A 15,185-nucleotide genomic window follows, 5' to 3' on the forward strand; every position below is an offset into this window, starting at 1 on the left:
CGAGCCTGCCGCGGGCATTGCGCGTCGAGGGCCGCTGCCCCGGGCACTGCGCGATCTCTTGACGACCTCACAAGGGCGCCACTACTTTCCGATTATCGATAGGCGATTGGATGGGAATGATCTTCAAGCGCAGCGCGCTCGCCTTGATGACGGCGACGGCAGCCATAGCACTCACCGTCACACTCCCGGCGCCCGCCCAGGCGGCCGGATCCACCCACTACGTGAGTCCCGCCGGTTGGGACACCAATCCGGGCACCTCGGGCTCTCCCTTCCGGACCGTGCAGAAGTGCGCGGCGACCGCGGTCGCCGGCGACACCTGCGTGATCGCGTCGGGGACCTACCGAGAAACCGTCACCCCGGCCCACAGCGGAACCCCTTCGGCCAGGATCACCTTCCGCGCCGCCGATGGCGCGAACGTCGTCATCGACGGCAGTGACCCGGTGACGAACTGGTCGGCGGTCTCCGCGTCGGACCTCTCCGCACTGCAGGCGGCCGATCCCTTCCTGACGGGAACGGAGTTCTCGTCCGCCGCCGCCTCCGGAAGAATCTTCCGGGCGAGTGTCGTGCTGAACGCCTCCCTCCCCGGGAACCAGGTGTTCGTCGACGGAGGCATGCTCGGCGAGGCCCAGTGGCCGTACCCGGGCAACAACCCGACCCGGCCCGTTCACTACTCGGCGGACGCCGGCACCACAACGACGCTGTACGACTCGGAACTCACCCAGCCCGCGGGCTTCTGGACCGGCGCGAGACTCACCTCGCACAACTGGTTCGTCAGTGAGACCGGCACGGTGACCGCTTCCGGCCCCGGCTCCGTGACGGCGGCCGGACTGCCGTCGTGCGTCGGGCTCGGCCCCAACCAGCAGAACTTGTACTCCCTCTCGGGCAAACTCGAGGCCCTCAGCCACCCTGGTCAGTGGTTCTACGACGCGACCGCCCACCAGCTGTATCTGTGGACCGCCGACGGCGGCAACCCCGGCTCGCACGCCGTCGAGGCCAAACAGCGCAACGTGGCCATCAACTTGTCCGGGCGCTCCTACATCTCGGTCGTGGGCCTCGGAATCCGCGCCGCGACCGCGCAGACCTCGGCCACCTCCACCGGGAACGTGTTCGACGGGATACGGGCCGACTACGTCTCCCACTCCATGGACCTCGACGTCGACCCGAACAAGGTCACCCCAACCGACGCCTGCGATGTCCTGACTGCCGGCGAGACCACCACTGGCATCCTGCTGCGTGGCACTTCCAACACGCTCCGCAACAGCACCGTCGACCACAGCTCCGGCAACGGTGTCCTGATCGCCGGATCCGGCAACGTCGTGACCAACAACCGCATCACGAACGTCGATTACCGCGGCAGCTACGCCGCCGGGATCAACATCCTCGGCACAGATCAGACCGTCACGCACAACACCGTGGCCAACAGCGGACGCAGCGACATCAACATCGACAACAAGGTCGCTGGCACCATCGCCTCAGGTCACGACATCAGCTACAACGACCTGTCCGACTACGGCAATCTCGTCGTCGACGTCGGAGCGATCTACATCTGCTGCAACGTCAACCTCGCAGGCACCACGATCCACCACAACCTGCTCCATGACGCCGCGCCGCTCGCAGCCAGCGCCCCGGCACCCGGCGTGTACCTGGACCTGTCCACCTACAACGCGACCGTCCACAATAACGTCGCGTGGAACGGCACCACCTACGGTGTCGTGCTGATCAACCCGAACGGCGGAAGCACTTCGGGCAACAAGATCTACAACAACACCAGCGGAACCGACCCGAAATCCGTCAGCCTGTTCGGCGGCACCTACACGACAACGGAAGTGGCCAACAACATCGGCGACGCCGACACCGCGGCAGGTGTCACCTCGTCCAGCAACCTCGCACACACCACCAATCCGTTGTTCACCAACCCCACAGCGCTCGACTTCAGTCTCACCTCGGCCTCGCCCGCACGCGGTGCCGCGGTGGTGCGACCGCCGGCCACGGACGGGTACACCGATCCCGCACCGAGCATCGGCGCCTACCAGTACGGCGTGCCCACGTGGCAAGGCGGGACCCGCATGGCGCGGGCGATCGTCCAGGGCGAGTCGTACACCAGCAGCAGTGGCGTCTCCACGCACAGCGCGGGCACCGGCACCGTGATGGGCAGTTTCGACGGCGGCGACTGGGCACAGTACGGCGGCGTCGACTTCGGCAGCGGCCGTAACCTGTTCTCGGCGAGCATCGGCAGTGAACTGCCCTACTCAGGCGGCCGGTTCGAGATCCGGATCGACTCACTGACCGGACCCGTCATCGGAACCGTCACCGTCGAGAACACCGGCGGCTTCGACACCTTCCTGACCAAGACGGTCCCCATCACCCTCACCAGTGGCACGCACGACGTGTACCTCAAGGCCCTCGGGACCGGGCCCGGGGTCGCCAACATCGACCACTTCTCGGTGGAACGGATCGCCTCGCAGGTGGAGGCGGAGTCAGCCAACGCCTCGTCGGGCACCACGGTCGCCACCGGGGGGACCGGCAAGGTCGCGGGATCCTTCGACGGCGGTGACTCCCTCACCTTCCGCTCGGTCGACTTCGGCACCGGCCGGACCGTCTTCGCGGCAAACCTTGCCGTCGACCCGGCCTACGCCGGGCAGTCCTTCGCCGTCCGGCTCGGCAGCTGCTCCGGCACGACCGTCGGAACGATGACGGTCGCGTCCACCGGCGGCTGGTCGGCGTACAGAACCCAGTCCACCCCGATCGCCCCCACCAGCGGAGTCCACGACGTGGTCCTCGTCGCTCTCGGCAACAGGGCAGGAGTGGCGAACGTGGACTGGTTCTCCTTCGAGTGACCCCGATCCCCGTGAGCCCGGCCCCGAGGGGCCGGGCTCGCAGGCAGGGGCTGGCCTCGGCCCCGTACGCGCTGATCGGTGGCCCGGGTCAGATATCCGAGAACAGCAGGACACTCCAGGGCGCGATCGCCTCCTGGAACGCGAAACGGCCCGTGCCGTCGGCGTACCGGACCGTGTGGCCGGTCGCGCACGCGGCCTCGCGGAGCGCCTGGGCCTGCTTTCTGGTGACGGATTCCGCGGCGCGCCCATGGCCTTCCACACGGCGGAGGGCGTTGCCGTGGTCCTGCTCCAGTGCGCTGATGGCGACGGCCGCGCCGGGAGGCAGTCCGCTCAGATCGATGCTCAGGAGCCGGGGCACTCCGGTGGCCGGCGTCCGTTCCGCGACCTCGCGGCTTCCGAACGACCCCGGCGGCGCCTGGCTCACCTCTGGCGGGCAGTGGTAGACGAGCGCGGACAGCCGGCCATCGGAGCTGTCCCGGGTGACGACAGCGCCCCCGGTCTGGGCGAGCAGTTCACCGCCCAGCCGGTTCATCAGCATCCCGGTGGACGAACATGTCGTCGTCCAGCAGGCGGTGGAGCGGGCGTGACGGAAGCCGGCGGCGTCGGCCCCGGTGCGCAGATGCTCCTGCCAGGTTGCCCGCAGCCCCTCGGCAGCGCGGCCCGCGCCGATGCAGGTGTTCCAGAAGTGGGTGAAGGGGCGTCCCGGGACCTGCCGGTCCGCGATGTTCAGGGGTGTCGTCACGGTCCCGCTGGTCCGTCCTCTGTATAAGCAAGGAAGTCGCCGGGCCGGCGCTGGGGGCCGCCGACGGGTCACAGCCCGTAGGCGGTGAGGGCCGTCCGGTGCCAGAAGTCGTCGCGCTCGGCATCCGTCAGATCGCCGAGGTGCTCGCTGAGCGTTCGCACGCTCGCGCCGAGGGCGCGGCCGGCCGTCGAGACCGGCCAGTCGGATCCGTACATCAGCCTGCGGGATCCGAAGAACTCGAAGGCGATCCGGAGCAGGCGCCGCAGGGGTTCTCCAGGGCTGTCTTCCATCCGCAGCCCGGAGACCTTGACGGTCAGGTTCGGCAGTTCCGCCAGGACGCCCATGGCGGCGCGATGGGCGGCCGCCGACCGCCCCGGGGGACACACCTGTGGCAGATGGTCGAGTACGAAGCGGTTGGCGGGATACGCCGCGACCAGGTGAACGACGGCGCCCAGCCGTCCGGGGTCCGGAACAAGCAGGTCCACGGTGAGGCCTCGCTCGGCGAGCAGCGCCATCGCCGCCGGATCCGGTCCCGGACCCGCGGCGTCGAGCATGCGTGCGTCGCGAACGCCCACCACCGGGGCGGTGGCGGTCGCTCTGTCAGGAGTCCGGTCCCCGAAAATCGCGACGTGACGACTGATTCGTGGGCTGCTTAGGTCGACGGCCGCCACCACGCCCAGGGTCGGTATGCCGGCGGAGGTCTCCGCCCGACGGAGCCAGGCGAGTTCGGCCGCCGATTCCTCCGCCTGGACGCAGACCGCCCCGGCCAGCGGCAGGCCCTGTGCCGCGGCACCGTGGTCGGGGCGGTCGAAGGTGCGGCGCAGTGGAGCGGCGCCCGGGTCGTCGAGCCATGCGTGGCGGTTCAGGGCGAGGTTCCACTGGTGGCAGTGGGCGTCGATGATCACGGCAGCGGCGCCAGCGGGTCGAGCAGCCCGGCCGCCCTCAGGTCCTCCCACAACCGGCCGGGCAGCGGAAGCCGGACCAGGTCCAGATTCTCGACGACCTCCGCGGGCGTCGCGGCACCTACCAGGACGGTCGTCACCGCGGGATGGCCCAGGGGGAACTGCAGGGCGGCCGCCCTGAGCGGCACGGCGTGACTCGTGCAGACCTCCTTGATCCTCAGGGCGCGCGCGAGCACGTCGTCGGGCACGGGTCGGTAGTTGTACGGAGCGCCGGGCCGGGGGTCGGCGAGCAACCCGGAGTTGTACACCCCACCGGCAATGACGTCGACCCCGCGCCGGACGCACAGAGGCAGCAGATCCTCCAGTGCGGGCTGTTCCAGCAGGGTGTAGCGACCGGCGATCAGGACGCAGTCCAGATCCGCCCGCCGCACCAGTTCGGACAGCAATCCGTTGCTGTTCATGCCCGCGCCGACAGCCTGGATCACGCCCTCGTCCCGCAGCCTGATCAGGGCCGGCACGGCCTGCGTGACGGCCTCGTCCATGTGGTCGTCCGGGTCATGCACATGGACGATGTCGAGCCGGTCGACCCCGAGCCGCCGCATACTGCATTCCAGGCTCCGCCTGATGTCATCACCACCGAACGCCGGCCGGGGGGGTCGTCCTTCGCCGATCAACCACCCCACCTTGGTCGACAGCCGGAACGTCCGACGCCCAGTGGCAGCAAGTGCCTCGCCGACCCGCCGCTCGGACAGCCCGTCACCGTACTTGGGCGCCGTGTCCAGCAGCCCGGCCCCCGCCTCGATACCCGCGACCACCGTCGCGACAGCCGTGCCAGGATCGACCGGCCCGTACAGGTCGCCAATGGGGGCGCAGCCCAGCCCGAACGCGTTCCGCGGCGGGGCCGGCGTGTCACCGGTCATGAGGGCCGGGCCGCCCGCCACTGCTCGTACTCGGCACGGCTGTCCGGGCTGAGAGGGTAGTAGTCGGACAGGCGCGCGCCGGCGTCGATCCGCATACGGCTGAAGACCTCCCACTCCTCGTGGTCCGAGGCGCTCCGCACGACCTGCTCGGACTTGGCGCGGGGGACGACCACCGCGCCGTCGTCGTCCGCCACGACCATGTCGCCGGGCAGACACAGCACGCCGCCGGTCGCGACGGGGACGTCGTAAGCCCATGGGAACAGTTCGGACTGGGAGGCGTAGTGCGGCGTGGTTCCCGTGCACCAGATGGGAACACCGAGGCGGCGCACTCGCTCGGAGTCGCGGATGCGGCCGTCGACGACGATTCCGGCGCCGCCCTTCTTCTTGAAGTAACGCACGAGCATGTCACCGAAGCAGCCGGTGAAGGCGCTGCCGTAGGCCTGGACGACGAGGACGTCGCCGGGGCGGACGGCCTCCAGTACCGCCCACAGCGCCGTGTTGCGTTCGACGTACTCCTGGCCGAGTCCGCTGGCCACGTCTTCGCGCTGGGGCATGAACTGCAGGGTGAGCGCGGGGCCGGTGATCTTCGTCCCGGGCTCCATCGACATGGGTCCCTCTACGAAGGTGCGCCGGATGCCGAGTTCGTGGAGTTTGGCACAGGCCGTGGCGGAACTCACGCGGCTCAGCCCGTCGACGAGAGTGCGGTCGGGGCGGGTCCAGGGCTCCCCGCGGACGGGCAGCGGCCACACCGTGGGCGGCTCCTCGGTGGCGGTCCTGTGTTGTGCGGTGTCGGATGCGGTGTCGAGGGGGACTGCGGCGGACCGGTGGGTCACAGGTGGCTCCGGGAATTGTGTGTGGGGGAGGGCAGGCGATGATGGGTGGGAGTGAGAGCGTTCAGGCGCATGTCGAGGACGAGCCGGATCTCGCGTCCGGGCGGCAGGACGATGTCGATGCGGTTGCTCTGTACGTCCAGGCTGTGATCCGTGCGCGGCGGTGCGGGGATGCGGTAGTCGTGCGGGTCACCGGGATAGCTGTCGGCGGCCTCGGCCGCCGACCAGTGCACGGCGGTGATGAGGTGTTCGCCGAACGTCCCGGCGAGCAGGCCGAGCCGACGGGTCCGCAGGACACCGAGGTTGACCAGCCGGACGGTGGCGGAGTCCGGGCCGATGTACTCGACCAGCGCCGCGACGTCGGCGGGCAGGCCGGGGCGGCGGCTGTCGAGGTCGGACCATCGCAGGCGGGCCAGGGGCAGACCCCCGTTGTAGATGGTCTGCGGGGCCCCGGTGGTCAGCTGGGTGAGGATCTCGGTCACGACGGGGTTGAGGCGCTGCCAGTGGTGCAGATCGGTCTTCTCCGGCGGGGTGTCGTCGGCGGCGATCAGCGCCATCCGGCGGGAGACCTGGGCCAGTGCCAGACGCAGTGCCGCCTCGGGGTAGCCGGGGTTGTCCCCCGCGAGGTAGGCGAGCCACGGTGGTTCGTGCCCGGCTTCCTCCTTGCCGCGGAACGCGCGTACGGCGGTCCAGTCGTAGCCGGCGGCGTCGCGCAGCGCGTCCAGGCGGGCCCGGTCCTGGTCCTGCATGCCGAACCACCACAGCCAGGTCCAGTAGGCGACTTGAGCGGGCTGGTGGTCGAACCACCCCTGGAGTCCGACGCGGGTGGGCAGCAGGCCGACGGGGCGCTCGGCGTCGTCCTGGAGGACCGGTTTCCAGGTGTGGTCCTGGCTGGCCGGCTCCTCGCCGATCAGGCCGGTGCGGCGTTGTTCCCAGACCTGGTCGAGCGGACGGCGGGCCAGGTCCAGGGGTGCGAGGTCACCTCCGACGAGGGAGGCGCTGATGGCACCGACCAGGGCCGCCGCGCCGACCGAGTGGACGCCGTGCGGCCAGGTCCAACCGTAGTGGCCGCCGAACCAGCGGCCGCTGTGGTACTCCCCCACGGTGCCCGTCAGCCCGACGTTGTCGGGCATCGCGTCACAGGCGTCGGCTCGTTCGCGCCACGCGTCGACGTACTCGGTCACCCAAGAGGAGAAGCGGGGGTCGTGGTCGTAGAGCCAGGCGTTGACCGCGAGCGCGGTCGCGGCCAGGTTGACGGCGGTGTCGCCGCGACCGAGACGGTCGCGCATGGCGTGCCCCATCCGCACGGCGAGGACGGGGTCGTCGAGGTCCTCCCAGTTCTCGATGCCGGGGACGTCCTGCAGGGGCAGGCCATAGACGCGCATACCGGGCTGGTCGGCGGCGAAGGCGTCGTCCCACTGCGGGCCGAGGCCCAGCCTGGGGCCCTCCGCGCCGTTGTGCGGCGCCCGGACGACGCGGGCGTGCGGGTCGTAGGTGCCAGTGTCGCTGCCGGGCAGGTACTGCTCGGCGAAACGCACGGCGCGGCGCCGGAACGCCTCGTCCGCAGGGTCGGCGGCGCAGATGCCGTAAAACATCAGCATCGCCTCACCCTGGTGAAACCAGTCGTAGCCGCGCTCGAACTCATCCTTGAGCAGCCCGAGTTCGGTGAGCTGCGCGGTAACGCCCTCCCAGTGCCGCTTGACCGCGGGCAGCAGGTCGTCCGCGCCACCGAGGAGATAGAGGGCGGGCCAGTTGAAGAACGCCTCGTAGAAGTCGTCGGCGCCGTCGCGGTCCTCGATCGTTCCCTCGTGGCACAGGCGGCCGTCGGCTTCGGTGTACCGGTCACGGAAGGCCCGCCAGGCGATGTCGAGATCGTCGAACAGCCGGCGCTGAAGGACCGCCCAGGCCGGTGGCGGGCCGGTGGGGCTGGTCGCGGTGATCACGAGCGCCGCGTCCGTGCGGCTGGTTTCCGGGTCGGGGGTCATGTCAGCCCTTCGTCGCGCCGGCCGTCAGGCCGCTGATGATGTGCCGCTGCATGATCACGAAGAAGGCGAGCGCGGGGGCGATGGCGAGCAGCAGGTTGGGGAAGACCACGGCGTAGTGGGTGGAGTACTTGCCGACGGCCGCGTACACGCCGGTGGTGACGGTGTAGAGGCCGCTGCCCGGACCGAGGATGATCTGCGGGTTCGCGAAGTCGTTCCAGACGCCGAGCGTGTGCAGGATGACCGCGGTCGCCACGATGGGCCGCATCAGCGGGAACACGATCAGCCAGAAGGTCCGCAGCCGCCCCGCGCCGTCGACCGCGGCGGCCTGGTCGAGCTCCCGGGGCACGGTGCGGATGTACGCGCTGTACAGGAACACCGAGACCGGCAGGGTCAGCGTGGTCTCGAACAGCACGAAACCGGGGACCGTGCCCATCAGGCCGAGGTACTTCAGCACGTAGACGACGGGGATGAGCAGCACCTGGCTGGGCACGAAGGTTCCGGCGACGAACAACAGCAGCAGCCCGGTGTGCCATCGGGACGTCCCCCTGGCGATCACGTACGAGACGGGCGCCGCCACCAGCAGCGACAGCACGTTGACCAGGACGACGAACAGCGCCGTGATGCCGTACGCCTTCACCACGTTGAAGTCGGGGTTGTGCAGGGCGTCGGCCAGGTGGGACAGACTCAGCCGCGACAGCGGCAGCCCGAACGGGGAGGTCCGGATGTCCTGTTCCGACTTGAACGCGTTGACCACCAGCACCCACAGCGGCACCAGCATGACGAGGGCCCCGACACCCAGCACCGCGGCCCGCGCCACCCGCACCCCGCGGCCCGGTCCGCGGGGACGGTCCGGCCGCCCCGCGGCTTGACCACCGGGTCCGGTTCCTGGAGCAGGGGCAGGCGGCGGCCCGGCGGCGGCCGTCATGGTGGCAGTGCCGGAGGATCCGGTCAGGGCGGGCGGTGACTGGTGGGTCATGCCGAGACTCCCGTGTCGGCGCGGCGGCGCAGCAGGGTGACGGCCAGGGCGGCGATACCGGTGACCACGGTCAGCACGACCGACTGGGCGGAGCCGTACCCCAGCATGTTGTTCTGGAAGGACTCCGACAGGATCAGGTAGGCCGCGGTCTGCGTGGTCCCCGCCGGTCCGCCGCCGGTCAGCGAGAGAACCAGGTCGTACGTGCGCAGCAGTGAGACCAGCGTGAGGACGAGGTTCACGGTGACGATCGGGGCGATCATCGGCAGGGTGACGCTGCGCAGCGTCCGCCACCGGCCGGCCCCGTCGATGCGCGCGGCCTCGATCAGCGAGGCGGGGACGGTCTGGAGTCCCGCGATGTAGAGCACGAGGGTGAAGCCGAACCCGGACCAGACGATGACGGTGATCAAACTGACCAGCGCCCAGCCGGGCATGGACAGGAACGGCAGTCCGGCGTGGCCGACGGCCTCAAGGACGGTGTTGACGGCGCCGTTGGTCGACAGCAGGGCGGACCACAGGAACCCGATGATCAGCGCGCTGATGACGTACGGATAGAAGAACACGGTCCGCAGCAGGGTGTTGAGGCGCCCCGGGGTGGAGATGGCCAGCGCCGTGCCGAGACCGGCGAGATTGATCGCGACGGTGCCAGCCACGGCGATGACCGCCGTGGTGACCGCCGCATCCCTTACCTCGGGGTCGTCCAGCAGCACACGGTAGTTGTGCAGGCCGATCACGGCCGGCTGGGCAGTGTAGCCATCCCAGTCGGTCAGGCTCAGGTAGCCCGACAGCACCAGCGGGACCAGCATCATGACGGTGAACAGCACGATCGCGGGAGCGGTCATCACCACGCCGGCCAGCCGCTCGCGGGTGCGCGCGGAAACCGGCCGGGCCCGACGCGGTGCGACCGCGGGCTGTGAGGTGTGACTGGTCACTTGGGCTGCGCCTTGAGCCAGGCATCAACGTTCTTCAGCGCCGAGGCCGGATCCGCCCCGGTGTACAGGCTCTGGATCTCCTTGTTCGCCGCGTCCTCGAAGCCCGCGGGCATCTGGTACTCACCGCTGCCGACGATCGCCTGGTTGTCCTTCGAAGCGTCGAAGAGCTTCTGCACCTCGTCGGCCAGTGGGGAGAGCTGGTACGGGTAGCCGGTGCGGAAGGAGGAGTCCTGCTTGAGCTGGCTCTCCACCGCCTCGTGATCGGTGGTGAGGAACTCCACCAGCTTGGCCGCGGCGTTCTGGTGCTTGCTCGCCTTGAAGATCCGGTAGTTGGCCCCGGGAGTGACCGCGAGACGCGCGGGGCCGGAGCTGTTGAGCTGGGGGGCGGCGAACACCCCGATCTCGAAGTTCTTCTTGGCCTGGGCCTCAGCGGCCACGAACCAGCACCCCATCGGGTACAGCGCTGATTTGCCGGACAGGAACTCGGACTCGCCCTCGGGGTACTTCACGCCCAGCGCGTTCTTGTCCACATAGCCCTTGTCCAGCCAGGACTTGTACAGGGCCAGCGACGGTCCCAGGTCCTTGCTCAGCGTCTGCTTGCCGGCGGCCGCCTTCCGGAACCAGTCGGCGTCGCCGGCCGTGAGGGTGGGGTCGAAGAGCATCATGACCTGCGCCTGGGTGACCCACTCCCCCGCCGTCTGCATGGGCAGGTAGCCGGCCTTCTTGAGCTTGGCCATGTCGGCGGTGAGTTCCTGCATGCTCGTCGGCGGCTCGGTGATGCCCGCCTTGGTGAAGGCCGTCTTGTTGTAGAAGATCAACGACTGCGCCTGCTGCCCGAACGACACGTCGTACAGACGGCCGTCGCGGCGCTGGGCGTCCGCCATGGGGGCCGAGGCGGCCCACTGCAGGTCGGAAAGATCACGCAGCTGCGGCAGGACCTTGACACTGTGAGAGCCCTCGACTACGTCCGGGGGGTTGCCTGCGGCGAGCAGCTGGGGAAGCGTGGTGTCCACTCCTCCGTCCGACGAGGTGGGGGCGTCGATCTGGACCTTGATCCCGGGGTTCGCCTTCTCGAAGGGGGCGACCAGCCCCCTCCAGTAGGACTTGGTCAGGTTGGGCGTGATGTTCACCAACATCCGCACCGTGCCCTTGGCTCCCGACTTCGGGTCGCTGGAGTCGGTGGACGCGAAACCGCCACCCCCACATCCGGCCACCAGGCTGACGACGACCATGGTCGCCCCCGCCACACCCAGGAACCTGCTGGGTCTGTTCCCCTCGCTGGACCTGCTGCGTCTCATGACACCCTCTCGGCCGATTCGCGACTATCGATAGACGATATGATGTAGCCCGTCATCCGGATGTCAAGAGCCGGTAACAAAATCAAAGCGATCATCGATAGAATCAAGCGGTCTAACGAGGGAGGCACCATGGCGAGCGCCATCGGACAGCCGCTGACGCGGGTCCTGCTGTCCGACCAGGTGTACACAAGGGTCCGCGGCCTGATCATCAGCGGTGAACTGAAGCCAGGCGACCGACTGGTGGAGTCCGCGATCGCCCGCCAGCTCGCCGTCAGCCAGGCGCCGGTCCGGGAAGCGGTGAAGCGCCTGGTGCACGAGGGCCTCGCCGAACACGTCCCGCGCCGCGGCAGCTTCGTCGCCTCGGTGTCGCAGAGCGACGCCGACTCCGCCCGGTCCGTCCGGGTGGTTATCGAGGAGCTCGCCGCCCGCACTGTGGCCGAGGCCCCGCCGCCGACCGCGATGGAGGGGCTTCGCACGCAGGTCGAGGCCATGCGAGAGGCCGCGAGGGAAGGCGACGTCGGACGTTTCCGGGACGCTGACATCAGCTTCCACCGGCTCGTCTGCGAGGCCAGCGGCAATCCGTTCCTCCCAAAGGTCTGGGCTGTTATGGAACCCAGCCTGCGCGCCTTGCGCGTAGTGTCGGACCCGCTGTTCACCGGCGACTGGGGCAGGATGGCCGACCACCACGCCGACCTCCTCTCGGCTCTTGAGTCCGGCGATCCGGACACCGCCGCAGCTCAGTTCGCCGCCCACGCCCGCGGTGACGACGGCATCGACGGCGACTGACACAGCGACCGGCGCAGGTGGGACGCTGTCTTTCCGGTCAGAGGCTGGCCGACCACACCACCACCGATATCGATCAAAGAGAGATCAGGTGTGGATCCGATGGGGGTGAGCGTCGTCAGGCCGCAGCCTTAAGGCCCGGCTTTGCCAAGGCCGTGAGGACACCTACGGGGACGTCTCGACGTCCTTCCTCGCCTCCTGGCTGCTGGCCAACGCCACTCCCGACGTGCCCGTCGACGCCCCGCCGTTGCTGGTGTACACATCCGGACTGTGACCCGGGTTTGGGTGAGTGTCGTTCTGAGGAGGTCGGCTTCGGTGACGGTCAGACGGCCCATCAGGGGGCATGGGGATCCGGCAACCTGCGCGCCCGATCCGCGGGACGCCCGCACAGCCCCCGGGGGCGGAAACACAACGCGTCTGCCGAAGGCATCATCACCTGGGGTTCATCCCCGCGGACGCAGTGAGCACTTCTTGTTCACCCTGCACGCGCACGTGCATTCGAGGTCATCTCCGCAGGCACGGAGAGCACAATCCTGACCTGTGGTTTAGGCCTGGCAGTAGCAACCACCCTGCTGACTTCCAGAGAATCGGCACACGTTACAGAAGGTTCGCGCGGTTTCCGTGGGTGAAGAGCGTCTTGTCTCGTGCTCGGTCGGCCTGCAGAGCGATTGGGCCGCGGCAGCCGCGTGGTGCCCGCGCCGAGGTCCGGCACCGTGACCATGCGTCGCGCTACAGGGAGGCGGTCGCGAACGACACACCGGTCAGACGCTCTGACACGCCCCACAGGCGCGTGGCGTCCTCCTCTCTGCGAGCCGACTTGTAGATCGTCAGCTCGGTCGAGGCACCCGTGAACTGGCCGATGCCGTCGGGGCCGTAAAGACGGCCGCCCCCGGCGTCGGGGCTGGTCGCCGCGTATAGAGGAGGAAGCAGCCCGGCGTCCACGGTCTGCGCGAAGAGTCCCCAGCGAGCGAGGCGCCGCATGATCGCCTCGTGTGGCGCCGGCCGGGACCGCCCGAGGTTGGGGCCGGACGCGTACAGGTTCGTGAGGGTCGTGCCGGGGTGGGCGGCGTTGCTGGTCACGCCCCAGCCACCGGCGGCGCTGAGACGTTGCAGTTGCAGGGCGAACAGCAGATCGGCGAGCTTCGACAAACCGTACGCCCGGATCGGGGCGTAGCGCCTCTCGCTCTGCAGGTCGTCCCAGGGAATCCGGATACCGCGTGCCGCGCTGCTGGTCATGGTGGTCACTCGAGCCCGGCCGGCCTGCAGCAGTGGCATCAGCCGTCCGGTGAGCGCGAAGTGGCCGAGATAGTTGGTTCCGAACTGCAACTCGAATCCATCCGCGGTGCTGTGCCGGGTGGGCGGTGTCATCACGCCGGCGTTGTTGACCAGCAGATGGACGGGTCGGCCGTCCAAGATCAAGGCGTCCGCCAGACATCCGACCGATTCCAGGGACGCCAGATCGAGATCGCGAGTGGAGACCGCCGCCTCGGGGGTGGTCGACTTGATCCGCTGGACCGCCGCGGCACCCTTGACCGGATTGCGCACCGGGAGGATCAATTCGGCGCCCGCGCCGGCAAGGCGCTCGGCCAGACCAAGGCCCACTCCGTCGCTGGCCCCTGTCACGACGGCGAGCTTTCCCCGCAGATCCGGCACGGCGACGTCCTTCATCGAATGCTCCTTGTCATGAGGCCTCGGCTGCATTGCCACGTTCCTGGTCCCAGGGTGAACGCACCCTCCCCCTCACAGCCATGCTCTGAGGGAACATGGCTGTGAGAGGGAAAGGGCGACGGCTCAGCGCAGGCCGAACGCCCGGATCACGGTCTGGCTCACCGCTTCAAGCGGGACGCTATCGCGCTCGTCGATTCCTCGGGCAGGACGGTCACCGCGGTGGCCCGGGAACTCGGTATCAGCTCGGAGTCCCTGCGTGGCTGGTATTGCCGGGCGAAGGCGGACCGGGGCGAGGGCGGGTCCGGTGAGCTGACCAGCGCCGAGCGCGAGGAGCTCAAGCGGCTGCGCAAGGAGGTCCGCGAACAGCAGCAGACGATCGAGATCCTGAAAAAGGCGACGACCTTCTTCGTGAAGGCGAACGACCGGTGAGCGAGCTGTACCGGTTGATCCACGCGGAGAAGGCCACGTACCCGATCGTCCTGCTGTGCCGGGTGCTGAAGGTAGCCCGCTCCTCCTACTACGCCTGGTGCGAGGGCGAGGCCGCCCGTCGTGCCCGTCAGGCCGCCGACGACACGCTCGCGCACGAGATCACCGTCGTGCACATCGCCTCCCGACACACCTACGGTGTCCCACGCATCCACGCCGAACTGCGCCGCCTGGGCCGGCGGGTGAACCGCAAACGCGTCGCCCGCGTGATGCGTGAACGCGACATCCGCGGCGTCACCCGGCGCAGACGACATTCACTGACCCGGCCGGACGCCAAAGCGAAGCCGGCCCCGGACCTGATCGGCTGCGACTTCCATGCCGAGCGCCCCGGGACCAAGCTGGTCGGCGACATCACCTACCTGCCCACCACCGAGGGCTGGCTCTACCTCGCCTGCTGGCTGGACCTGGCCACCCGCGAGGTCGTCGGCTACGCCATGGCCGACCATCACCGCGCCGAGCTCGTCGTTGACGCTCTCGACATGGCACACGGCCGGGGCACACTCGAGCCCGGCTGCGTGGTTCACAGCGGTCGCGGCAGCGAATACACCTCGACCCAGTTCCGCCACCGAATAGGGAAGTTGGGGCTGCGGCGGAGCTGCGGACGCACCGGATCATGCTTCGACAACGCCGCCGCGGAAAGCTTCTGGGCCCTACTCAAGGAAGAGATACGCACCCGCACCTGGCCCGACCGGGCCACCGCCCGCGCCGAGGTCTTCTCCTTCATCGAGAGACCCTGTTGCCCAATTCGGGTGATGGCGTCGTGATCAGTCGGCCGGAAGACGACGGCATAGCCGATCCTGCTGGTCAGGGACGCGCGAGGGGAGTCGTC

General features: G+C 69.1%; 13 protein-coding genes. 4 read left to right on the forward strand and 9 right to left on the reverse strand.

All coding sequences use genetic code 11. From position 1 onward, the window contains the following. Positions 1-110 precede the first annotated feature (110 nt). Entirely contained in the window at positions 111-2,837 is a 2,727-nt protein-coding gene (locus OG937_06590) for a carbohydrate-binding protein (GenBank protein ID WUD71383.1), read from the forward strand. A gap of 88 nt (positions 2,838-2,925) precedes the next feature. Here the strand turns inward: OG937_06590 and OG937_06595 are convergent, their stop codons facing one another. From OG937_06595 to OG937_06630, 8 genes are all read right to left on the reverse strand, one after another. Beyond that, entirely contained in the window at positions 2,926-3,579 is a 654-nt protein-coding gene (locus OG937_06595) for a hypothetical protein (GenBank protein ID WUD71384.1), read from the reverse strand. 68 nt (positions 3,580-3,647) lie between these two features. Next, positions 3,648-4,484, reverse strand: coding sequence for an amidohydrolase family protein (locus tag OG937_06600; protein WUD71385.1), 837 nt, complete (start codon positions 4,482-4,484; stop codon positions 3,648-3,650). Beyond that, positions 4,481-5,401, reverse strand: a complete 921-nt coding sequence (locus OG937_06605; protein ID WUD71386.1) for an aldo/keto reductase — start codon at positions 5,399-5,401, stop codon at positions 4,481-4,483. Before OG937_06605 ends, OG937_06600 begins: the two co-directional genes overlap by 4 nt. Further along, on the reverse strand, positions 5,398-6,234 hold the full coding sequence (locus tag OG937_06610; GenBank protein ID WUD71387.1) for a ribonuclease activity regulator RraA: 837 nt from the start codon (positions 6,232-6,234) through the stop codon (positions 5,398-5,400). Before OG937_06610 ends, OG937_06605 begins: the two co-directional genes overlap by 4 nt. Next, positions 6,231-8,216, reverse strand: a complete 1,986-nt coding sequence (locus OG937_06615; GenBank protein ID WUD71388.1) for a hypothetical protein — start codon at positions 8,214-8,216, stop codon at positions 6,231-6,233. Before OG937_06615 ends, OG937_06610 begins: the two co-directional genes overlap by 4 nt. Before the next feature lies 1 nt (position 8,217). Beyond that, positions 8,218-9,192, reverse strand: a complete 975-nt coding sequence (locus OG937_06620) for a carbohydrate ABC transporter permease (GenBank protein ID WUD71389.1) — start codon at positions 9,190-9,192, stop codon at positions 8,218-8,220. After that, a complete protein-coding gene (locus OG937_06625; protein ID WUD78647.1) occupies positions 9,189-10,031 on the reverse strand; it encodes a sugar ABC transporter permease in 843 nt (280 codons plus the stop codon). The genes OG937_06620 and OG937_06625 overlap by 4 nt, the downstream gene beginning before the upstream one ends. 86 nt (positions 10,032-10,117) lie before the next feature. Then, positions 10,118-11,419, reverse strand: a complete 1,302-nt coding sequence (locus OG937_06630; protein WUD71390.1) for an extracellular solute-binding protein — start codon at positions 11,417-11,419, stop codon at positions 10,118-10,120. Positions 11,420-11,548: 129 nt separating this feature from the next. On the opposite strand from OG937_06630, the gene OG937_06635 reads away from it, so the two are divergent. Continuing rightward, complete coding sequence (locus OG937_06635; GenBank protein ID WUD71391.1) at positions 11,549-12,205, forward strand: GntR family transcriptional regulator; 657 nt, start codon at positions 11,549-11,551, stop codon at positions 12,203-12,205. A gap of 726 nt (positions 12,206-12,931) precedes the next feature. Here OG937_06635 and OG937_06640 read toward each other — a convergent pair. Further along, positions 12,932-13,870: an SDR family oxidoreductase gene (locus OG937_06640; protein WUD71392.1), complete on the reverse strand. Its 939-nt coding sequence runs from the start codon at positions 13,868-13,870 to the stop codon at positions 12,932-12,934. 153 nt (positions 13,871-14,023) lie between these two features. Between OG937_06640 and OG937_06645 the strand changes: the two genes are divergently transcribed. Further along, the gene (locus tag OG937_06645) at positions 14,024-14,299 is read left to right on the forward strand and encodes a transposase (protein WUD78648.1); all 276 of its coding nucleotides are present in this window, start codon (positions 14,024-14,026) and stop codon (positions 14,297-14,299) included. Beyond that, complete coding sequence (locus OG937_06650; protein WUD71393.1) at positions 14,296-15,120, forward strand: IS3 family transposase; 825 nt, start codon at positions 14,296-14,298, stop codon at positions 15,118-15,120. The genes OG937_06645 and OG937_06650 overlap by 4 nt, the downstream gene beginning before the upstream one ends. Positions 15,121-15,185 lie beyond the last annotated feature (65 nt).

This window comes from Streptomyces sp. NBC_00510 (assembly GCA_036013505.1).
Classification (GTDB): Bacteria; Actinomycetota; Actinomycetes; order Streptomycetales; family Streptomycetaceae; genus Actinacidiphila.

Coding starts and splice junctions, on each gene's coding strand:
- OG937_06590 (WUD71383.1), top strand. CDS start 111: ATGGGAATGATCTTCAAGCGCAGCGCGCTCGCCTTGATGACGGCGACG.
- OG937_06605 (WUD71386.1), bottom strand. CDS start 5,401: ATGACCGGTGACACGCCGGCCCCGCCGCGGAACGCGTTCGGGCTGGGC.
- OG937_06615 (WUD71388.1), bottom strand. CDS start 8,216: ATGACCCCCGACCCGGAAACCAGCCGCACGGACGCGGCGCTCGTGATC.
- OG937_06620 (WUD71389.1), bottom strand. CDS start 9,192: ATGACCCACCAGTCACCGCCCGCCCTGACCGGATCCTCCGGCACTGCC.
- OG937_06625 (WUD78647.1), bottom strand. CDS start 10,031: ATGACCGCTCCCGCGATCGTGCTGTTCACCGTCATGATGCTGGTCCCG.
- OG937_06630 (WUD71390.1), bottom strand. CDS start 11,419: ATGAGACGCAGCAGGTCCAGCGAGGGGAACAGACCCAGCAGGTTCCTG.
- OG937_06635 (WUD71391.1), top strand. CDS start 11,549: ATGGCGAGCGCCATCGGACAGCCGCTGACGCGGGTCCTGCTGTCCGAC.
- OG937_06640 (WUD71392.1), bottom strand. CDS start 13,870: ATGAAGGACGTCGCCGTGCCGGATCTGCGGGGAAAGCTCGCCGTCGTG.